Raw genomic sequence first — 21,250 nt, 5'->3', positions numbered from 1 at the left:
AGGAAATTGTTTGGTGGATTCTTCAGTTTAATATTTAATATTACACATTTGACAACTTTTATTCAAGCAGAAATTAAATGAATCAATTTTCTTTCTGCTTAGTATTGTTTTTATTTATGACCTATTTATGTATGCAATTGTAGATATTGAAACTACTGGAGGCTTTACTGCTAACAATAGCATTATAGAAATCGCAGTAGTTTTCCATGATGGAGAAAAAATTACTGGTCAATATGAAAAGCTATTGGATCCTGGAATTCCGGTTCCTGGTTTTATAACTGGCTTGACAGGAATAGATTCTCAGATGCTTGAGGGGGCACCTAGCTTTGGGCAAATATCGGAGGAGCTTTTTGGTTTATTGGAGGGAAAAATATTTGTTGCCCATAATGTAGGCTTTGATTATAGTTTTGTCAAACAGGCGTTTGAAAGGGTAGGGAAAGAATACAAGCCAAAACGGTTGTGTACCGTTAGGTTAAGTAGAAAGCTTTTCCCAGGACTTAGGAGTTATAGTTTAGGTAGGCTATGTGAATCCCGAGGAATTACCGTAAATGATCGTCACCGTGCCATGGGGGATGCCTGGGCCACCGCTATATTGTTTGGCCAACTTCTGGAGGCGGACCAGGAGGGGCATATTGAGCAAGCGATTAAAGGTAAGCACAAGGCATTGACGCTTCCTCCAAATATTAGCAAAGAACAGTTTAATGAAATCCCTCAATCTACAGGGGTGTATTATTTTCATGATTCAAATGGAAAGGTGATCTATGTGGGTAAGGCGCTCAATATTCAAAGCCGGTTCAATGGCCACTTTACTGGAAAAGCCAAAATGAACCTTAAAACAGAGATTTGTGATGTAAGTTATGAGGTAACAGGAAGCGAATTGTTGGCATTGTTATTAGAGGCTTTGGAGATCAAAAGGTTGTGGCCAAAATACAACCGTTCTCTTAAAGTGAAGGCGATGTCCTGGGGCATTTTTTCTTATTCAGATAGGGAGGACTATACCCGATTTCAAATCAACAAAATTGTTCCTGGAATCCAACCATTGGCGACTTTTACCAGCCATGCTACTGCCTGGAAGTTTCTTGTAGATAAGAACAAAGAATTTCACCTTTGTCCGAAACTTAATGGAATTCAAAAAAAGAATGGGGCCTGTTATGATTTTCAGTTAGGTGAGTGCAAAGGTGCCTGCTGTGGAAAGGAAACTTCCGAAGATTACAATGAAAGGGCGGGTGAAGTTTTTACTGCTGTAAAGATGGAAGGGGAAAGGTTCCTTGTGAAAGACAAGGGAAGAAACCCTGAAGAAGAAGTCGCCTTGTTCTTTGAAGACGGTTTTCTATCCGCCTATGGTTTTTTAGATTTGAGCAGTTCCTACCAATCATCCGAGGAAGTAATATCTGCGCTAAAGCCTGTCAAAAGAGTGGTAGAAACCCGTTACCTATTAAAAGCCTTTTGGGACAAAATACCAGAAAATAACATCATTTATTTAGCAAATAGTTGAAATTCTTAGACACTTTAAATTTCTATAAAACAAAAATAATATGACTATTAACGATAAAGAACCTTTACAGACCTATGTGCCGGATTCTTCAAGGTATGAAAACATGAAATACCGAAGGTGTGGCAAAAGCGGTCTGGATTTGCCTGCTATTTCTTTAGGCCTTTGGCACAATTTCGGTCATAGTGATGATTTTAAAATTGGTAGGGAAATATTAAGAACGGCCTTTGATTTAGGCATTACGCATTTCGATCTGGCAAATAACTATGGTCCTCCGTATGGAGCTGCGGAAGAGAATTTCGGCAGAATTCTTAAAAAAGACTTTTTAGCCTATAGGGACGAACTATTGATTTCCTCCAAAGCAGGATGGGACATGTGGCCAGGTCCTTATGGGAACTTTGGCTCTAAGAAATACCTGGTGGCAAGTCTGGATCAAAGTTTAAAAAAAATGGGGCTGGATTATGTAGATATTTTTTATCACCATCGACCTGATCCGGATACACCACTGGAGGAGACCATGGGAGCATTGGATCTGATCGTTCGCCAAGGTAAGGCCCTCTATGTAGGAATCTCTCAATACAGTGCTGAGGACGCTGCCAAAGCTTCTAAAATACTAAAAGAACTGGGTACTCCCTGTTTGATTCATCAGCCAAGGTATAATATGATGGATAGATGGGCGGAAAAAGATTTGCTGGATGAATTGGAAAAATCAGGTATAGGAGCAATTGCATTTTCTCCATTGGAGCAAGGTGTCTTAACCAATAAATACCTTAACGGATTCCCTGAAGATTCAAGGGCAGTAAAAGATGGCAGGTATCTGAAATCAAGTAATATAACCCCAGAGGTCTTGTCTAAGGTTAAAAAGTTAAATATGCTTGCAGAAGAGAGGGGACAAAGTCTTGCGCAAATGGCCATTGCCTGGCTATTAAAAAGTCCGGTAATCACTTCAGTTTTGGTTGGCGTTAGTAAAGCTTCTCAACTTCAGGACAATGTGAACAGTTTGAATCAATTAAGCTTTTCAAAGGAGGAATTATTGAAGATAGAAGCTATTTTAAACGACTAGAAAAGTTTTGCCGTACCGTAAATTGGTAAAATTTGCCCTAAGTGTTTGGTTTTGCACTTAGGGCTTTTTTGTTTTCCAATATTTATTTTTCTAAAGGTGAAAATTACTTATAATCGGTATTATTTTCATTTTAAAATTTGTATATTGGCTTAGAACCCAAAAACAAAAAGGTATGAAAAAGCAGCTAATTATTTGGTTACTATCCGTAATGGCAGTAGTCAATGTTTATGGACAGAGTGAACAATTTTTGGTCCTTGAATTTATTAAAGTAGAACCTAATAAAGTTTTGGATTATTTAGAATACAAAGAATTCTTAGCCAAGGTTTACCAGCAAGAGAAGGATGATGGACACATTAAAGGCTGGGATTTTTGGTCTCTTCAATCAGGTTCTGAATTGGAAGGGGAAAATTTCCAATATGTGACGGTCACCTACTATGATGATCCTATATCAATGATGGATGGGAACAACATGAATCATCTGATCAATAGCGCGGTGCAGGCTTTTCCAGAAATGAGTGCAGAAGAAGCAAAAAATAAAATTGCCTCCTCATTAGAAATGCGTGATTTAGCAGTTAGAAGTTATATGTTAGAAGTGGCAAAAACAGAGGATGATTTTGAATACAAGCCAGGGATATTGGCGACTTTTGACCTTATGAAAGCGGTAGAAGGTAAATTTCAAGAATATGAAAATGCAGAGGAGGAAATTTTCCTTCCCATCCATCAGAAGAAAATTAACAATGACTTAATGGAGGATTGGCGTTTTTTGAGAACTGCACTTCCTACAGGAAGTGAAGCAAAATCTACTCATTTAACCATGAATATATACAGGGATTACATACAATTTTTTAATTCTATGGAATATGAGGACATGGAAATGACCGATAAGGAGCAGGAAGCCATGGTTGAAGGTTTGAAATCCAGAGATCAAAAATGGGTCTATTTGGCTACCCTACAGTCAGTTGTTCGATAATTTTAAGACAGATTAGGGGTTTTAGTAACCATCTCACCAGCCTTAAAAGGGCGTAATAACTAAGCCACGGGTGATGCCCGTGGCTTAGTTATTACGCATTAGATTATTTCGCAGTATTGGTGCTTTTTTCTGCAATAATGAGACAAAATCTCTCAAGTTAGTCATTATGTTACCTATTATCCATGTCTTAGGATTCGGGATTAAGGGTTAAAAACGGCATTTTTCCAACCGAAATGTTTGCAAATCATTACCATCAAAAAATTAACACCGGTGTGAAACACCACAAGTAAAATAATGGCCAATAATGGCACACCAAAAAATTGTAAAGGCCAATGATAAGTCCAAACACCTAAATTAATGGTAATTATCTCTCCATAGGTAGGGAAAATCATTGCCACAACAATTGACAATAAAATTTTGGACGATGTTTTACTGATATTAAAGGAGGAAAACAAATCTTTTTCAAGCTGGTAGATATAAGTAAAAGCCAATGCCCAAGCAAATGGTAGCCAATATGGGAAAGACCTATCAAAGGACAGGTCATGGTATTCCCAATAGCCAAAATAGATTCCCCATAATTCACAACAGACTCCCAAAACACCACCCAATAGGGTGCCGGTAAGGAATACCATATTGTCCTCAGCTTTTAGCTTCCATCTTTTTACAAGTGAATAAATAAGGTAAATTGCAAGCAAAAGGCCTACCCAGAAATCATAGGAATGAAATAAGCCAATTAAGAAACCTGCTAAGGTTAATTTGACAATGCTTTTGACAATTAATCTGCTAGTTTCTACCCTTGTGGTACTACTGTATTCCGTGTCCAATTGATCGGTTTTAAAAGTGAAAGGCAAAACTATAAAATATATATTTATTAGTTCTCTAAATCCCAACTTTTCAAAAGTTTTTCCAACTTTTTCACTCCCGTACTGGCTTTTTCTTCAATAGTGAAAATAGATTCTTGATTGTTCAAAGACGGAATTTTTGGATCAATGATGATTTTCGGAATTTCCTTTGCTGCAAAGTCTATCAGCCCGGCAGCTGGATAGACAAGCATGGAAGTACCTATGATTATTAAAACATCTGCATTTTCCACTGTTGATATAGCCTGGACCATTTTTGGGACAGGTTCACCAAACCAAACAATATAAGGACGAAGTTGACTGCCTTTTTCACATTTGTCGCCTAGTTTTAATTCCCAACCATCCATTGGATAAATCAGGTTTTGATCAATAGTGCTTTGGGCTTTAAACAATTCTCCATGTAGGTGTAGCACTGAGGAAGAACCTGCCGCTTCATGCAAGTTATCGACGTTCTGCGTGATGATGGATACTTTGTAAGTATCTTCTAATCCTGCAAGTTTAAGGTGGGCCTCGTTAGGTTTGGCATTGAGGCAAGCTTTCCTTCGTAAATTGTAAAAATTTAGTACTTTCTCTCTGTCTTTTTCCCAGCCTTTTAGGGAAGCAACCTCCATCACATCATGCCCTTCCCAAAGTCCATTGTCATCTCGGAAGGTTTTTAAACCACTCTCTGCTGAAATACCAGCACCGGTTAGAATTACGAGATGCTTCATTTTAAATATTCTGTTGATTAAAATTAAATAATTTTCAATAAAATACCTGAACCTCCACCTTCCGGTCTTCAGGCCTTGAACCTTTTTTTATTCCTCGAATCAATAAGGCACCTGGTTGACGTTCTATCTTGTCCTTATCTACACCATACTGGTTCAATAAGCTATTCTCTACTACAGATGCTCGTTTTTCTATCAATGTTAAATTATAGGAGGTACTGCCAGTATTGTCAGCAAAACCTTTCACCAAAATTTTTGCTTTGGGGGTTTGGTTTATCATCTTAACCAAAGGAGCTAACTTTTTTGCTTCATTTTCTGACAAGGTACTCTGATTTGATTCAAAGTAAATTTCGGCATAAAGTCCATTTTCTATTAATGTAGCCTTGCTTTCAGTGGCATTTGACAATGGTGGAATTGCTATTCGAGTTGTATTTGCTGGTTGTTCAAACTTGTACTTTTGGCCGCCCACACCTTGTCCTGGAACCGCCTTAAAGCCGGCGTTAGCATTCATTTCTACACTGTCCAATGGCACCAATGCGGTAGTGTCAGCTATCATCATGGAGTCAATGCCAATTGGTACGATAGCATTAGTAGGGCGATTAACTGTAGAAGATTGGCTATAATAGGGTAGTGGATAAGGAATGTTAGAATTGGAACTTTGGCCTTCAGTTGAACCTACTACGTACTGGCCATTTATTTGAGGATCATTTTGTTCCCTCAGATTGCTTTCGTAGTACCGGCTGTAAACGGTCTCTTTTTCTTGAGGGTATATTATTTCCTGTTCAGTTCTTCTAAAAGGATATTGCCAAACCATCACAGAATCTTTCCCTACTTCCGTATCCTTATTTCGTAAATTAAGTGCCGAAAAAGTAAGCGTACTGTCAGAATTAGTTTTTGAATCTAATTGTGCGGGGATTTCCTGAGCATTGCTTTTAATAGGCATTGCCTCTCCCTCAGGTGTAAAGGCCTTTTCCTTATTGAAGCCATTGTTGTTTTTAATTACCGCTGATGTAGCTGTATTTTTTGAAGAATCCGTTTCTATATATTCAATCTTTATTTCATTGATTGTCCTTATAATTGCCGAAGACGGGCTTATTGTGTTGGCTCTGAAGGCAGTTTTTGAAGGGAGAAAACTTACTTTTAGCCCAAAATGATGATTGAAGAACCAATCCTTGTTGTTTTGCGCATCACCTCTGAACGTCCTCTCACCTGGGCTTAAGGAAACGCCTGGATAGGCAGCATATTCTTGAAATTCATTTATGTAGCTGGTTCTTGTAGATCCAGCTACATCATCAAGATAGTCTGTATTCGTTCTTTTTACATCAGATTGAAAATACAACTCAATTTGTTTTGATAGCCTCAGCCTCAGGCCAATACCTGCTGCCAAATAAAAAGCATTTTCATCATAGCCATTGTTACTGGAAGCTTGCAATTTACCCAGGTCAGTTTCAAATTTCCCATCGGTTACCAATTGACTTTGTGAATAATCATATTGGTTTCCCTCCATATCCAAAAGGTCTCCTTTCGGTTTGTATTGTAACCATCCACCATTTACAGTAAAGTAAGGAGCTAACAATGAATTTTCCAAGAGTATTTTCCCATTGTCGGTTCTGAAAACAAAACCTAAACCCAAATCCCTAACCTGGGTTTTGAAATTTAATGCTCTGTTAAAATTTGGTGCATCAATTTGTAAGACATCATCTTTGTCCAGAAACCTGTCACTCATCGATAAGGTGTATTGTCCACCGCTAAGAAGAAGCCCCCAACTGGCATTGATCCTCTGTTCGATAGATAAGGACAGAGAAGGATTCTGGTTATAATTGACATTATAGGAATAGGCTTTACTTAATGAATTCCAGTCCAGAAATTTTTCATGGCGGTAATTACTTAGGTCACCGTAATAATTAGAGAAACCTACCCCAGCTCCGATGCGGAGCTTATATGGGTTCAATTGCGCTGATAGGTCGCTTGTCTGACCTATCAATAACCCCAGGAGTAAAATGATGGTTCTAAACATAGCTTTTATGGTTTAAGACCCAACCAAATATTGAATTCAGCACTAAAGCCAACAAATGGATACAGGGTTACATCCTCAAAATTAGAATTGACAGTAGAAGAGGTTAATACCGCTCCGGCATTAAAACGTAATATTCTGAAAATACTGTAACCTAAGCCTATATAGGATGGTCTTCCGATAAGCGGACCACTAATCTCGGTTTGGTTTCCATCGGTCATGTTTGAGAAGAACACGCCAGTTGAAATTGAAGCATTCCCTAATATTTTCGTGAAATTTTTATTCCCTAATGGCAAAGAAATCCCTGCGAATACTGAGGATCCATAATCTAAATCATTGAATCCTCCTCCAAAGTACGTTCCGGCATAACCTATATTAATGGGTAAATAATGAGGCTTTTTCTCTGTAGGATAATTGTCAATCTCACGTATATCCACAAGCATTAGCAAATTTGAACGCAAGTATTGATTCGTCTCTGCTTTTGTAAGTGCCACAAGTTGATCGATCAATTGATTGGCATAGTAGGCATTGTCGGTACCTTCAGTGGTAGTGCTTTTCTTTAATAAATTAAATTTGGCATTTTTTAGTTTTACACCATGAATTTGTTCGATTTTTTGTTTTACTACATCACTAAAACCTATAAAATCTTGATCCAACTGGTGGGAGTAATTGCTAAGGCCTTGGTTTACAATTTCATTTAATTGCATGATCATGGCCTTTTGGGAGACCAAAGCTTTCACCTCTTTTTTGGTAACTTCAAAGTTTGAGTTGAGATAAGTTTCCAGGTTGGTGTGAATGGCATCCTTTACAGCAGCCATCTCCGAGGTGTCTGTAGTATTGTAATAGAAGAATTTTAATGTGTAGCTTTCACTACTCCTTAGTGGATAGGCAACATAGATCTCAAATTCGGAAGGATTTGTTAGGTAAGCGGCCTTCCATGTATACGTTTCAGCTCTATTTATTTTCTTATCGGTTTTAAAAATTTTCACCTCTACTCGTCTTATACCTGTAGGAAGAATGCCATCTATTAGGAACCTTTCTTCTGAAGGCAGGGGAAGGCCTGAATTGATCTGGTTTTTTTCAGGGGAGAAACTTACTGACTTTATTTGACCAATAACCTCCATGGGTAAAGTCAAAACTAAACATAGGAATATTAAATTTTTCATCATATTCTTAGATTGGAATGGATCAATGTAGATAAATATTTTAAAATTTTTATTTTAATACAATAATGTTTTTAAATTTTGGATATAATAAATTAATCTATAATCATGCCAGATTTTGACTTAGATTTTAATTGGTTGGTAATTGTGTAAAAGCATTGTTTAAATTAAGGATTACAATACACCATTATTTTTGCGTTTGCTCTTTTAAAGCATCTGCGCACCTTATTATTATCCCAATACTGGAATTCCTCACCTCACTGGAGATGGAAAAAATGGATAATTATTTTTATTAAAAGGGGAGAGAGGTAGGGAAATAGGCCATATGGAATGTCCCAAAGAAGAAGCTTCAAATCACTAGATAGAGTAGGAATAAGTAATGAAGTGGGTTATTTTGAAGCGGAATCAGCCTGTGTGAAATTGCTTGTTTCAGAGACGCAAAAAAAAGGGAGAGACAAATATATTGCCTCTCCCTATATTAATTGTATTGGTATTACTCAAAGGTGCTTTTGAAGGACATTTTAATAAAACCACTAATATTTAGTTGACTTTATTAGCCTAAATCCCCTTTACAAATGCAATTTTAGAGGGTTTTTACTCGTATGTTTTTGAAGAATAAAATGTCTCCATGACCAAGGAATCCTATATGACCTTTTTCATTGGAAAGTCCAGGATGCTCTCTTTTGTCTAAAGTGCCATTTTCACGGGCATCTGAAATATTCACATCAAGGGTTTTGGTACCGTTTAAAATAACCTGGATTCGATCACCTTTTACTATAACCTCTTCATAGTTCCACTCGCCTACAGGATTTAGGTGCCCCTTTTTGGCAGCACTTGTACCATACAAAGATCCATGATATTGATAAGGCGCTAGTTTGCTGTATATTTCGGCAGTATCATCCAATATTTGAAGCTCCATACCCGCGTAAGCAGCATCCCCTTCTAAAGGAGCTCTGATACCCAGGCCATTGTTGGCTCCAGGAGTTAATTTAAACTCAAACCTAAATATAAAATCTCCAAACTCTTCTTTTGTCATCAAGTTTCCACTACCCCCTTTTCCTGGATAAATGGCCAAAACACCATTCTCAACAACATAGTCTGTTTTATTTCCAGTCCATTCGTCAAGGTCTGTTCCATCAAATAAAACTTTAAAGCCATCTTTTTTCTCCTGATCGCTAAGCTCAAATTTAGGTGCTCCTACCAGCTCACGAATATAAATATCTCTATATGCAACATAGGTGCCATGTGCCTGAAGCTCGATTTGTCCAGTTGGGAATATGGGTAATTCTCTGTCCCAGTAATTTTCTAGCGCTACATCGTCTACTACCAATTCACCATTTAAATAAACAGTAACCTTCTCACCCTGCATAATAATATGAAAAGTATTCCATTCTCCTACTGGGTTATCTGCAACTTTTAAGGGCTTGCTAGGATTTTCTTTGTTATTGTACAATCCTCCTGATCCTACTTCTGCTCCTACATTAGTTCTTGCAATATCCCAGATTTGAACTTGTGGTGTTCCTCTCAAATAGATACCTGCATCTCCATCAGCAGTGATCTTCCAATCCACAAACATTTCAAAATCCCCGAAGTCTTTTTCTGCAGCAATGTTCTGACCTTTACCAGTGAAAACAAGTAAACCATCCTCTGCTATCCAGCCAGTCTTCATGGTTTCATTGGCTTTTTCTTGTTCACGTTTGAAAGTCCTTTCGGTCATTTCAGCTCTCTTTATTGGATTGCTGAATACACCTTTCCAACCTTCTAGATTTTCTTCGTTAAACAGGCTGTAAAAACCTGCAGTTTTAGGCATCTCATCAAGAAATTTCTCAAGGGATGTTTTGTAATACTGGCTGTCCTGCCCACTGATTACTTCAATTGTGCGTTCAACGATAGTCTTGACTTTATTACCAAAAAGGGCATCATTGTTTTGTACTATGTTCATCACTGCTCTTGCTGCAGCTTGCTGATAAGTTGGTATTTCCTGGTATTTTCCAGCAACAAGTAATGCCTGGAAGGTAGGGTAGTTTCCAAGCCCGTTCAGTATCGCCTGAATATTCTCCTGACTTTTGGCCAAATCCAACGCATCTCTCAGCATCAATACTTTCTGAGCGTTAGCTCCTTCGGTTGCAGGTACCAATCGAATATATCCAGCCAATGCTTCGTCCATCAACTTATCCGTACTTGCATTCCTGGCGATATGCAATAAAGGGCCAGTAGCTGCAGGATCTTCTGATTGGTTCAAAGCACTAACTACAGCTTGTTTTTGTTTTACATTTCCGGTTTCATAAATGTCCTGCAGCTTGTTCAAAGCTGATTCTCCACCAATTTTGGCCATCACTTTGTATAAGTACATTTGTTTGTCCAATGCTAGCTTAGGCAACAGGTCCATCGCCCATTTGGTTTCTGAAGCAATATTTCCCTTTTGGGCATTTGCAACAATAATGGCTTCCTGAATTTTACCCAGGTCATCAATATTGCTTTCGCTATTCAATAGGTTTACCAATTTCGACAAATCATTGGGCGTAGCCATTGACGAAAGAGAGGTTAGCGCTGCTGTTTTAACCTCAGGGCTATTGCTGGAAGCAGCAGAAAAAACCACATCAATTTGGTCCTCTGCAGCTCTTGAAGCCAATAGGCCTAACAATGCTATTTTGTTATCATCTGATGCATTTGCTATTCGTTTTGCTATTTCAGAAGTGACATTGTCTCCTTTCATGGTTTGCAAGGCAGTTACCAATTGTTTTTTATCTTCATCGTCTACTACTGCCAAAAGATCAAGGATTTGTGTCAAGGCTAAATTATCTCCTGATGTTACAATAGCAGAAACGGCTGTTTGACGAATTTTTTCATTGGTACTACCCAGGTAAGGCAAAATGGTTTGGGCTACCGCATCATTTTTTACTTTACCCATTCGTTGAAGAATGGCTACCACAGTTTCTTCAGAACCTTTGCTCAATGTTTTTTTCCAATCATCCAATCCTTGAATAAGTTGATCGTCTGTAAGGTCACTTAAAGCCGCACCTCTGTATCTGTATTCAGTAGATTGAGCAGCTTTATTTAATCGTTTATTGGCTTTTTCAGGATCGAATTTCACCAATAATTCCAATGCACCGGCTTTGGTGTGGTAATGTTGTGTTACATTGGTGCTTTTATCAAGTTTTTTCGCCAGTTTCAAGGCTAACTTATAATTTCCTCTGGCACCTGTATTGTCAATATATCTCAGGTACTGAGCAGAGGCATTGCTGGGTTCGAAAGTAAATGCAGCATTCTCAGCTGAGGCAAACAATATCCCCGCACTTGATGGATCAGCTATGCTTGCAAGCGCATAAATGGCTACCTTTTTCAGCGAAGGATTGCTTGAATTAACATAAGGCGCAATCATTTCGGAAGGTCCTGTTGAACCGATATCACCTAAAGCTTCAATAAAATTGGCCTTTTGCTCATCGTTATTAGCCGTCTCTAAAGCGGCCATCAATGCTGCTTGAGCGCTGGAAGAGCCAATATTTGCCATTACCCTGGAAGCTGTTCCAGAAAGTCTTTCGTTGGTCAAATAGGGTCTGAGACTTTCCACATTTGCGTCATTGGCAATCCATTTTATTTGTTTCAATAGAAAATTTTGTGCTTCTGGGTCACTTAATTTTCCTATGGCATCGCAGTAAGCTTCTACCGCCATATCGGCTAGTTCCTCTCTGCCATCCTTACTTGCATAAAATGCAAATCCGGCCAAAGCATACTCGATGTTCTCATTGTTGACACCCGGCTGCTGCATAAGGGCCATTTCTGTAATGCCATTTGCCCCAAGGTCTTCCATCTCCTTCATCGCAGTCTCTAACTTGCTTGCATTTTCGGCTGGAAACCGGTTGAGCAAATCAGCAATTTTAGTGGCAGTAGTTCTTCCCGCATCGAGTTGATTTTGTGCCTGGCTTAAAAACACCTGCCCCATAAAAAGGCAAAGTAGGATAGCCACTCTTTTTATAAAATATTTTTCCATAATACTGGTATTCCTTTTATGTTTTAGATCAAATGGTATAAGGTGCTCTCATGGGCTGATTTACGAGTCTGTTGGCTCCTTCATCATTTATGAATTCTAATTTTACAGGATCAAAATTTAAATCCCTATTAAGCCTCAAGGCAACCAATCCCATGTTTACCAAGGTGCATGAACGAAAACCATTTTGCTCATTAAGGGCAAATTTTTCTCTATTTTTGACAGCATCTACAAAGTCAGTGACTTGAGGTGCAGGATCCGGGAATTGTGCCAATTTCCTTTCCATATTAGGAATATCAGATTTAAAACCTCTGTAAAGTTTACCATTTGGCCCCTCTATATAAGGCGCTTCAGTCGTACCTTCACCATCCAGTACTATTTGACAGCCATCCTCATAGGTATAGGTGATCTTTCTCCAGGTACCTACAGCTTCAGGGTGTTGCTGTGGAGCATCTACTTCTACTTTGACTGGACTGGTATTGTCTTTTCCAAGGAAATATTGAACTGGATCCAGGTAGTGTTGTCCCATATCACCTAATCCCCCACCATCATAATCCCAATAACCTCTGAAGGTACCATGTGTTCTGTGTTCATTATAAGGTTTATAGGGTGCTGGACCCAACCAACGATCATAATCAAGTTCTTTAGGAATAGGCATTTCATCCAAACCAGTTTTCCCAACCCAGTAAAATTTCCAATTAAACCCAGTCAACTTACCTACCGTTACTTTGAGAGGCCAACCAAGCATACCAGAATCCACCAATTTTTTGATGTTTTTGACCTCGGTATTCATACCGTAAAAACTACTGTCAAAGCGGAACCAAGTATTTAATCTAAAAATATTGCCATGTTGCTTTACCGCTTCCATGACTTTTTTTCCTTCACCAATAGTTCTTGTCATTGGTTTCTCGCACCAAATGTCCTTGCCTTCTCTTGCAGCATCAGCAGCCATAATACCATGCCAGTGAGGGGGCGTAGCAATGTGCACAATGTCTACCTCAGGAAGCTGGATAAGATCTCTATAATCAGCAAAAGTTTTAACGTTTTTACCTAAAGTTTCTTGAGCGATACCAATATGACGGGTGTCTACATCACAAATGGCTACAGTTTTAGTGCCTGCATAATTGAAATGGCCTCTTCCCATACCACCTACGCCAATTATACCTTTTGTTAAGTGGTCGCTGGGTGCCAGATGTCCTTTACCCAAAACGTGTCGGGGTACAATGCTTATACCTCCTAGCGCCAAAAGACTACCTTTAAGGAAGGTTCTTCTGGAATTTTTTAAGTTACTGCTCATATTTAATTAAAATTTTTCTGAACTATTGATCCGTGAATATATTTCCTTGTGAAAGGATAAACAAATAAAAAGGGACTTAGGGTGATATTTTACTGTGAAAATTGGTATCAAAGTCAAATTGGAATGGTTTTGGTTATAATTAACCTATAATTAAACAAAATTAATTAACATGGAAAAGAATAATCAAAACAATAAACATGATAATTTCCAGAACAATAGCTTCAAAAAAGCTCAGAAAGAGGCTGAAGATGGAAAAGCTGGCAAAAGGATTTTAGAAAAAGGGCAAGAAAAAACTGAAGCAAAGGCCAAAGATGAATTAATGCGTGCGAAAAATGCTGATAAAGAAGTGACTATCGAAAGTGAAAAATACAGAAGGGATAACGCTTAAAACGATACAATCATGCCAAAAGGTAAACTCAAAAATATAAAAAATGAGGCCCAGTATGAGGCCCTTAGGGACAAAGGATACAGTAAAGAGAAATCTGCTAGAATCGCTAATGCCCCAGATAGAGAAACTGGTAAAAAGGGAGGAAAAGCTTCTCCTTATGAAGAATGGACTCGGGAAGAGCTGTACAATAAGGCTAAGGAAATCGGCTTAGAGGGGGTAAGTAAGCTGAAGAAAGAGGGGTTAATAGACAAGCTAAGAAACCATTAAAATGATTTCCTTATTTTTCTAAATACCCTAAGAAACCAAAGTAAATATTTTTGTATTGGTTTAGATTTAAAGTTGGGAGCTAGTTCCCCTTTTCAGATCGATAGACCCATATTTAGAGTTAACAAAAAAATGTGATAGCTATTCAGTGTCCTTATTATCAGAGATAACTGAATAACTATCACTTTTCTATTTTTAAGATAATCTCTAAGAATTATCTTTATGGATTGCAATTTTTTTCCTTGTGGAACAAATCTATTCTACCTCAAAAGATTATAAGCAGTTTTAAATTGCCCTGTTATTAATTCTCCTTATTTTTTCTTTTTTTCATTGATTTTCTCCAGAATAGGTATAGAATAAGTACCAAAATTGGTAGGATAATGAAAATCACCAAATCACTGGTGTCAGAGAGGTCTATCTGATCAGTAGGTTTGGGGAGACCTTCCTGAATTTGAGCCATTAGGCTATTTGGGAATATTAAAAATAAACCTAGCGTTAGCATGAGAGGAACCATCCTCATTTTTGAGCTACTGTACTTTTTAAATAATGAGATTTTATTTTCCATTGTACATTTTATTTTAAATTTTAACAAGCAACAGGCTTTCTGTTGCGGAGGGGAATTACTTTCAAAACAGTCAATTTGTTGCGGTTTGGAGACTTATCAATTGTGATAATTTACATTTGTCTCAAGAAAAACTTAATTCTATGATTATTCCACAAAAGGATAAAGTTGGATTCAACTACGCAGAAAATAATTTCGTATTTTGAGTTAATTTAGATAGCTATCTTTAAAGGAACATCAAACAAACCTAATACCGCATTTAGCAGGCTATGTTTTGTAATAAGCATCAAATAATAGGCCAATTGTAATTAATACCTGGATAGGGAAAAGGCGAAGAAAAATTAATAGAAAAAAATAAACTGGAGCAGTTCCAATACAACGGTAAAAAAAGGGAGACAGATCTAAATCTGTCTCCCTTAAGCTTATTATTTTGTTTTCTTTTTTGCTGGAGCTTTCTTTGCCGGAGCCTTTTTTGGTTTGGCTTTTTTAGTGTCTCCCTGGGTTTCAATGATCTTCATGACTTCTTCGTAAGTCAAGGATTCCGCTTCTTTTTCTTTAGGGATTTTAAAATTGCTTTTCCCCATCTTAATAAATGGACCCCATCTTCCATTAAGTACTTGAATTTCAGGGTTTTCATCAAATGATTTGATGTGCTTTTTGGCATCTGCTTCCCGCTTGTCCTTTATCAACTGTATGGCTACATCTTCAGTGACAGTCAAAGGGTCGTATTCTTTTCCTAAAGAAACAAACTTGCTATCGTGCCTGATATAAGGACCAAACCGACCTATAGCGGCAACTATTTTCTTGTCTTCAAACATGCCTACATCTCTTGGAAGCTTAAACAATTCCAGCGCATCCTCCAATGTAATACTCTCAATAAACTGCCCTTTAAGTAAGCTGGCAAATTGTTTTTCTTCATCTTCAGCATCTCCTATTTGGACCAGAGGTCCAAATTTACCCAGTCTGGCAATTATTACTTTGCCTGTTTTGGGATCCTTACCCAATTCCTTGCTGGTATTAACATCCGTTCTTTTGATGTTTTCGGTTAGTTCTACCTTAGTATGAAAATTGCCATAGAAATTCTGAATCATTTCTTCCCAAGGTTGTAAGCCTTGAGCGATTTGGTCAAATTCCTTTTCCACTTTGGCGGTAAAGGAAAAATCAATCACATTCGGGAAATGCTCAACAAGAAAATCATTCACCACCATTGCAATATTGGTTGGGAAGAGCTTGTTTTTTTCTGTCCCTGTGGTTTCCGTTTTTTCTGTTTCAGTAAAAACCCCATTTTGGATGATCATTTCAATGAATTTCCTTTGCGTCCCATCCCTGGACTCCTTAATTACATAGTTTCTTTTTTGTATCGTTGAAATAGTAGGAGCGTAAGTAGATGGTCTTCCTATACCCATCTCCTCAAGTTTTTTTACTAAGGATGCTTCGGTATATCTTGCAGATGGTCGGGTATAAGATTGGCGACCTTTCATCTCTATCAGCTGCAAAAGCTGCCCTACTGTCAATGGAGGCAATAGTCCTTTTGCTGTTGTCTCTTCTTCTTCGTCCTCATCTGTACTTTCGAGGTAAACTTTTAAGAATCCCTGAAATTTGATGACTTCACCACTTGCACTTAATGTTTGATCGGCATTTGAAATGGCAATGGAAACATTTGTTTTTTCCAATTGAGCATCTGCCATTTGGGAAGCAATTGCTCTTTTCCAAATCAATTCATATAAGCGTTGCTCATTTCTATCCTTTCCAGCACTTGACTCTGAAAAGGAGGTTGGTCTGATTGCTTCGTGAGCTTCTTGGGCACCTTCTGATTTAGATTTGAATTTTCTTTTATTATGATACTCATTCCCATAGGCTGATTTTATTTCATTTTCAGCATCCTTTAAAGCATCCTCAGACAAATTAAGACTGTCTGTCCTCATGTAGGTAATCTTACCCGATTCATATAGCTTCTGGGCAATATTCATTGTTTGTGCCACAGAGAAATACAGTTTCCTACTTGCTTCTTGTTGCAATGTGGAAGTAGTAAAAGGGGGGGCAGGACTTTTCTTTGCTGGTTTGGTTTCCAGGGATTTGATGGAAAATTCTGCCTCAAGACATTTCTTTAAAAATTCCTCTGCCTCCTCTTTGGTTTCAAACTTTTTAGGCAATTCAGCCTGAAGTGTTTTTCCTTCAACATCAAAAAGGGCCGTTATCTTAAAGGATACGGTAGGATTAAACTTATCAATCTCCCTTTCTCTATCCACAATAAAACGAACAGCTACTGACTGAACCCTTCCTGCGGAAAGACCCGCTTTTATTTTTTTCCATAAAACAGGAGAGAGCTCAAATCCTACCAACCTGTCCAGGATTCTTCTCGCTTGCTGTGCATTTACCAGATCATAATCTATAGTTCTGGGAGATTCTAATGCTCTCGTTATTGCAGATTTAGTAATTTCCCTAAAAACGATTCTTTTGGTATTTTCATCCTTTAAATTAAGAACCTCTTTTAAGTGCCATGAAATTGCCTCTCCTTCACGGTCATCATCACTCGCTAGGTATACAGTTTCTGCACCCTTTACCAATTTTTTTAATTCTTTGATTACTTCCTTTTTATCAGGAGTAACTTCATAAGTGGGTTTGAACTTATTCTTTACATCAATGGCATTTTCACCCTTGGGGAGATCTCGAACATGCCCGTAGCTGGAAGTGACCTTAAAGTCTTTCCCCAGGTATCCCTCTATTGTCTTGGCCTTTGCAGGAGACTCGACTATAACTAAATTCTTTGGCATGGTAGGTTTCTTTATAGATAAAAATAAATGGGATCTGGTAAAATTCCACAATTCAAGTCCTAAAAATAGATGTCATATTATTCTCTTCCAAATAATCATTCAAAGCAATTTTTATTGCCGATAAAAATTACACATATTTATTTTTCATTTTGAAGTTAAAAAGAAGCAAATGGCTAAGGAATTATTATTGGTTCGGCATGGCCTTACAGAGGCACCAAGTTTTGAGAAAAAAGATCTTGAGAGGAACCTTACAGCGCCCGGAATAGAGCAATTAAATAGATTGTCTAACTTGTTGAAAATCAATGGGCAGATTTGTAATCACCAAGTCTATAGTCCCGCCAATCGATGTAGGCAAACTGCCGATATTTTGGCTTCACAAATAGCTATAGAGAAATCCTCCCTAGTCAATGAGATCTATCAGGCTGACTGGGATGGATTATTCCATGTATTCAGTAGGTTTGCACAAAATGATAATCATGTAATGATGGTGGGACATAATCCTGGTGTGAGTCATTTAGCTGCTTATCTTACTGGCGAAAATCTTTTACTGTTTTCACCGGGAATGATGGTGAGAATTGTTTTTTATATAGAAGAATGGCAACATATTTCAAAAAACAGTGGGGTACTCAAAGAAATTCTTCAATAATATAATCCTTTATTTTTATTTTTGAATCCACAAATATAAAATGGCATGTCAAACCAAGATAAATCTACAGTTATTTTGAATTTTGACCCAAATGGGATAGGGGTAAAAGGTCAGCTTTTTGGCCTGCCATTTTCTGGTGAACAGGCAGAGATGGTAATTATACCGGTACCTTGGGAAGTAACGGTTTCCTATAGTGCCGGTACGTCAAATGGGCCAGATGCCATTCTTCAGGCATCTGTTCAGGTTGATCTTTTTCAGGAAGACATTCCAGACGCCTGGAAGATGGGGATAACCATGCTGGCTCAAGATGAAAAATTGAAATCAGAAAATGAGTACCAAAGAACGCTTGCAGCCTCCTATATAAAGTGGCTAGAGGCTGGTGAGCCTGAAGAAGAGAGAACGAAATATGAAAAATATCCAGCTGGCATCAATACTGCCTGTGAGGGAATGATAGACTGGGTTTATAAGCAGTCAAAAATACATTTGGAGAAAGGTAAAATTGTTGGCTTGCTTGGAGGAGACCACAGCACACCATTAGGATTGATCAGGGCAATGGCAGATCAGCACAGTGCTTTTGGTATCCTTCATATAGATGCGCATGCAGATTTGCGTTCCGCCTATGAGGGGTTTGAGTACTCCCATGCCTCAATTGCCTATAATTTCATGAAAATTCCACAGGTTAAAAAATTGGTTCAAGTGGGGATTAGAGATTTTTGTGAGCAGGAATGGGAGTACATTCAATCTGATAGCAGGGTTTCATTGTTTTCTGACAACCAGATCAAGAAAGAAATGTTTCAAGGGGTTAACTGGAGTGAACTGTGTAATAGAATTATCGCAGATCTGCCAGAAAAAGTATACCTCACCATAGATATTGATGGTTTGCTGCCGGAATTATGTCCTAATACTGGAACCCCAGTTCCAGGAGGACTGGAATACCAGCAATTAATGTATTTAATCAAAGCCTTGGTAATGTCAGGCAGACATATTATAGGTTTTGATTTGGTAGAAGTTGCGCCGGGAGAAGGGGCAGATGAATGGGATGCCAACGTTGGGGCCAGGATTTTATATAGGATTGCAAACCTTGTTGGGCTATCTCAAGGAAAACTTCAATGGGCTTAAATAGGTTTACAATATAGTATTTGCAGCTTATTCAGGAACGAACTGCCTTAATTTCAGGAGGATAGTTTTTTTATTGAGAAATCGAAATTGGGATCAATTGATTGGTTTTGCCAATTTGGAATACAATATTCGATAAAAATTCGGTTATTAGGCAATTGTTTTTCCTCATGAAAAAGCTGAATTCTATTTATCAATTGTTTTTACTTGCCATTCGTGGTAGTGAGCAGGACTTTACCAAAATCCCCATAAAGACAGGTATATTTCTTTTGGCGATTCCCATGATCCTGGAAATGATCATGGAGTCACTTTTTGCGGTAGTGGATATTTTTTTCGTGGGCAGGCTTGGTGAACATGCTGTGGCAACTGTAGGCCTTACAGAAGCAGTACTAACAATAATCTATTCCCTTGGAGTAGGCATTAGTATGGCTGGCACTGCTTTGGTGGCCAGAAGGTTTGGAGAGAAAAAATACAAACAAGCAGGCACCTTGGCTTTTCAATTGCTGTTGGTAGGCGTATTGGTGTCTGTGGCACTGGGTATTTCAGGGTTTATTTATGCAGAAGATATTCTGCGATTGATGGGGGCAGAATCAACTGTATTGGAAACAGGAACGGCTTACACCAGGATTATTTTTGCTGGAAATACCGCAGTGATGCTTTTGTTTTTGATCAATGGGATTTTTAGAGGTGCAGGATCCGCCCATTTGGCAATGCGGGCATTGTGGATTTCAAACGGCCTGAATATTATTCTGGATCCCTTGCTGATATTTGGACTTGGATCCATCGAAGGACTTGGCTTGGTTGGTGCTGCCTGGGCAACCACAATAGGTAGAAGTATAGGTGTTATGTATCAGATGTATCACCTGCTCAATGGAAAACATCGCTTGGTTATCAAATCCTACAATCTTCTGGTTCGCTGGGAAACGCTCAAGAAAATCATCAATATCTCAATAGGGGGAATGGGTCAGTTTTTAGTAGACTCTGCTGCCTGGATAGTGCTTACCCGAATCGCTTCTGAATTTGGAAGTGCAGCTGTAGCTGGATACACCATTGCTTTTAGAATCTTGCTTTTTAGTTTAATGCCAGCCTGGGGCTTATCGGCAGCTGCGGCGACACTTGTAGGACAAAATTTGGGTGCTGGAAAGGCATTCCGTGCCGAAATTGCTACCTACCTTACTGCCAGGTATAACTTTATATTTTTGGCAGGAGTAACGCTTATTTATTTGTTTTTCGCCGACTTCCTCGCAGGGGTTTTTTCTCAGGAAGAGGAAGTGAGGGCTATAGCTGCCACAGGGCTTAAGGTGACTGTTCTAGGCTATGTGTTTTATGCAGTAGGCATGGTGATGGTACAAGCCTTCAATGGTGCGGGTGACACCAAAACTCCTGCTTATATTAATATAAGTATTTTCTGGTTATTGGAAATTCCTTTGGCCTATTACCTGGCAATAGTTTACGGACTTGATACAACAGGCATTTTTATAACCATTGCCTTGTGTCATTCTCTTCATGCCCTTGTAGCCTTGTATTTTTTCAGGAAAGGGAAATGGAAATTTGTAAAGACCTGATGGCTTGGAGAAGACAACCCTTTTTGAAATTAAAAATCTACAGGCAGGTAGGTGAAATAGATTTTTATAAGAATAAATAGTATGCATAAATTTATTCAAAGCTATCCATTCAGGCATTGCAATAAGGTCTCCAAATGTATTTATTAAGTATAAAAAATGTTACCCAATAGGATATATTCTCCTGATCCGAATCCATGATAGGTAGCAAACGCCGAAAGCATACTTCCAATTTTCGACTATCGCCTTTCTATCTTTAAGCTTCTTCAATTATTTTTTTCAGTCCTTAAAACGTTTGATTATTGGCTAGATGATAGGCGAAAAAACTAAGTTACCTCCAAAAACCCAGGTTATACTTTCAGGTTTGTAATGAGAATCTCAGGT

16 protein-coding genes are annotated in these 21,250 nt (G+C 38.3%); 8 read left to right on the top strand and 8 right to left on the bottom strand.

Annotation, left to right across the window (positions count from 1 at the left end; genetic code table 11):
• Positions 1-127 precede the first annotated feature (127 nt).
• The 3 genes from AC0L7T_RS18755 (at position 128) to AC0L7T_RS18745 (ending at position 3,525) form a co-directional block, all read left to right on the top strand.
• On the top strand, positions 128-1,495 hold the full coding sequence (locus AC0L7T_RS18755; protein WP_473337479.1) for an exonuclease domain-containing protein: 1,368 nt from the start codon (positions 128-130) through the stop codon (positions 1,493-1,495).
• A 40-nt stretch (positions 1,496-1,535) separates the two neighbouring features.
• Complete coding sequence (gene mgrA, locus AC0L7T_RS18750) at positions 1,536-2,555, top strand: L-glyceraldehyde 3-phosphate reductase (RefSeq protein WP_473337477.1); 1,020 nt, start codon at positions 1,536-1,538, stop codon at positions 2,553-2,555.
• Positions 2,556-2,727: 172 nt separating this feature from the next.
• The gene (locus tag AC0L7T_RS18745; protein WP_473337476.1) at positions 2,728-3,525 is read left to right on the top strand and encodes a hypothetical protein; all 798 of its coding nucleotides are present in this window, start codon (positions 2,728-2,730) and stop codon (positions 3,523-3,525) included.
• 200 nt (positions 3,526-3,725) lie between these two features.
• Here AC0L7T_RS18745 and AC0L7T_RS18740 read toward each other — a convergent pair whose 3' ends face one another.
• The 6 genes from AC0L7T_RS18740 to AC0L7T_RS18715 form a co-directional block, all read right to left on the bottom strand.
• Positions 3,726-4,349 (bottom strand): hypothetical protein, encoded by a 624-nt coding sequence (locus AC0L7T_RS18740; RefSeq protein ID WP_473337475.1) that lies wholly within the window; start codon positions 4,347-4,349, stop codon positions 3,726-3,728.
• Positions 4,350-4,396: 47 nt separating this feature from the next.
• Entirely contained in the window at positions 4,397-5,095 is a 699-nt protein-coding gene (locus tag AC0L7T_RS18735) for an SIR2 family NAD-dependent protein deacylase (RefSeq protein ID WP_473337473.1), read from the bottom strand.
• 34 nt (positions 5,096-5,129) lie between these two features.
• Positions 5,130-7,109, bottom strand: coding sequence for an OmpA family protein (locus tag AC0L7T_RS18730; protein WP_473337472.1), 1,980 nt, complete (start codon positions 7,107-7,109; stop codon positions 5,130-5,132).
• Positions 7,110-7,114: 5 nt separating this feature from the next.
• Complete coding sequence (locus AC0L7T_RS18725) at positions 7,115-8,275, bottom strand: hypothetical protein (RefSeq protein ID WP_473337471.1); 1,161 nt, start codon at positions 8,273-8,275, stop codon at positions 7,115-7,117.
• A 577-nt stretch (positions 8,276-8,852) separates the two neighbouring features.
• Positions 8,853-12,260 carry a 3-keto-alpha-glucoside-1,2-lyase-like domain-containing protein gene (locus AC0L7T_RS18720; protein WP_473337470.1) on the bottom strand — a complete coding sequence of 1,136 codons (3,408 nt, stop codon included), beginning with the start codon at positions 12,258-12,260 and terminating at the stop codon, positions 8,853-8,855.
• Between the two features lie 28 nt (positions 12,261-12,288).
• Positions 12,289-13,554, bottom strand: a complete 1,266-nt coding sequence (locus AC0L7T_RS18715; RefSeq protein WP_473337469.1) for a Gfo/Idh/MocA family oxidoreductase — start codon at positions 13,552-13,554, stop codon at positions 12,289-12,291.
• A 169-nt stretch (positions 13,555-13,723) separates the two neighbouring features.
• Here AC0L7T_RS18715 and AC0L7T_RS18710 point away from each other — a divergent pair, with 169 nt between their 5' ends.
• Entirely contained in the window at positions 13,724-13,942 is a 219-nt protein-coding gene (locus AC0L7T_RS18710) for a hypothetical protein (RefSeq protein ID WP_473337468.1), read from the top strand.
• 12 nt (positions 13,943-13,954) lie between these two features.
• Positions 13,955-14,209, top strand: a complete 255-nt coding sequence (locus AC0L7T_RS18705; RefSeq protein ID WP_473337467.1) for a DUF7218 family protein — start codon at positions 13,955-13,957, stop codon at positions 14,207-14,209.
• A gap of 298 nt (positions 14,210-14,507) precedes the next feature.
• Here AC0L7T_RS18705 and AC0L7T_RS18700 read toward each other — a convergent pair whose 3' ends face one another.
• Positions 14,508-14,771, bottom strand: coding sequence for a hypothetical protein (locus AC0L7T_RS18700; RefSeq protein WP_473337466.1), 264 nt, complete (start codon positions 14,769-14,771; stop codon positions 14,508-14,510).
• A 422-nt stretch (positions 14,772-15,193) separates the two neighbouring features.
• On the bottom strand, positions 15,194-17,542 hold the full coding sequence (gene topA, locus AC0L7T_RS18695; RefSeq protein ID WP_473337465.1) for a type I DNA topoisomerase: 2,349 nt from the start codon (positions 17,540-17,542) through the stop codon (positions 15,194-15,196).
• 169 nt (positions 17,543-17,711) lie between these two features.
• On the opposite strand from topA, the gene AC0L7T_RS18690 reads away from it, so the two are divergent.
• The 3 genes from AC0L7T_RS18690 (at position 17,712) to AC0L7T_RS18680 (ending at position 20,869) form a co-directional block, all read left to right on the top strand.
• Entirely contained in the window at positions 17,712-18,188 is a 477-nt protein-coding gene (locus AC0L7T_RS18690) for a SixA phosphatase family protein (RefSeq protein WP_473337464.1), read from the top strand.
• 45 nt (positions 18,189-18,233) lie between these two features.
• The gene (locus tag AC0L7T_RS18685; protein WP_473337463.1) at positions 18,234-19,307 is read left to right on the top strand and encodes an agmatinase family protein; all 1,074 of its coding nucleotides are present in this window, start codon (positions 18,234-18,236) and stop codon (positions 19,305-19,307) included.
• 167 nt (positions 19,308-19,474) lie between these two features.
• Positions 19,475-20,869: an MATE family efflux transporter gene (locus AC0L7T_RS18680; protein WP_473337461.1), complete on the top strand. Its 1,395-nt coding sequence runs from the start codon at positions 19,475-19,477 to the stop codon at positions 20,867-20,869.
• Positions 20,870-21,250 lie beyond the last annotated feature (381 nt).

This window comes from Cyclobacterium sp. 10D3-21 (assembly GCF_055809755.1).
Note: the sequence above shows the minus strand (reverse complement) of the source record. Positions and strands in the feature narration are given on the sequence as shown.

What these genes read in the sequence shown, in the direction of transcription:
- AC0L7T_RS18700 (WP_473337466.1), bottom strand. Translation starts at nt 14,771, where the DNA reads ATGGAAAATAAAATCTCATTATTTAAAAAGTACAGTAGCTCAAAAATG.
- AC0L7T_RS18715 (WP_473337469.1), bottom strand. Translation starts at nt 13,554, where the DNA reads ATGAGCAGTAACTTAAAAAATTCCAGAAGAACCTTCCTTAAAGGTAGT.
- AC0L7T_RS18720 (WP_473337470.1), bottom strand. Translation starts at nt 12,260, where the DNA reads ATGGAAAAATATTTTATAAAAAGAGTGGCTATCCTACTTTGCCTTTTT.
- AC0L7T_RS18745 (WP_473337476.1), top strand. Translation starts at nt 2,728, where the DNA reads ATGAAAAAGCAGCTAATTATTTGGTTACTATCCGTAATGGCAGTAGTC.
- AC0L7T_RS18680 (WP_473337461.1), top strand. Translation starts at nt 19,475, where the DNA reads ATGAAAAAGCTGAATTCTATTTATCAATTGTTTTTACTTGCCATTCGT.
- AC0L7T_RS18755 (WP_473337479.1), top strand. Translation starts at nt 128, where the DNA reads ATGTATGCAATTGTAGATATTGAAACTACTGGAGGCTTTACTGCTAAC.
- topA (WP_473337465.1), bottom strand. Translation starts at nt 17,542, where the DNA reads ATGCCAAAGAATTTAGTTATAGTCGAGTCTCCTGCAAAGGCCAAGACA.
- AC0L7T_RS18725 (WP_473337471.1), bottom strand. Translation starts at nt 8,275, where the DNA reads ATGATGAAAAATTTAATATTCCTATGTTTAGTTTTGACTTTACCCATG.
- AC0L7T_RS18705 (WP_473337467.1), top strand. Translation starts at nt 13,955, where the DNA reads ATGCCAAAAGGTAAACTCAAAAATATAAAAAATGAGGCCCAGTATGAG.
- AC0L7T_RS18735 (WP_473337473.1), bottom strand. Translation starts at nt 5,095, where the DNA reads ATGAAGCATCTCGTAATTCTAACCGGTGCTGGTATTTCAGCAGAGAGT.
- AC0L7T_RS18730 (WP_473337472.1), bottom strand. Translation starts at nt 7,109, where the DNA reads ATGTTTAGAACCATCATTTTACTCCTGGGGTTATTGATAGGTCAGACA.
- mgrA (WP_473337477.1), top strand. Translation starts at nt 1,536, where the DNA reads ATGACTATTAACGATAAAGAACCTTTACAGACCTATGTGCCGGATTCT.
- AC0L7T_RS18690 (WP_473337464.1), top strand. Translation starts at nt 17,712, where the DNA reads ATGGCTAAGGAATTATTATTGGTTCGGCATGGCCTTACAGAGGCACCA.
- AC0L7T_RS18710 (WP_473337468.1), top strand. Translation starts at nt 13,724, where the DNA reads ATGGAAAAGAATAATCAAAACAATAAACATGATAATTTCCAGAACAAT.
- AC0L7T_RS18685 (WP_473337463.1), top strand. Translation starts at nt 18,234, where the DNA reads ATGTCAAACCAAGATAAATCTACAGTTATTTTGAATTTTGACCCAAAT.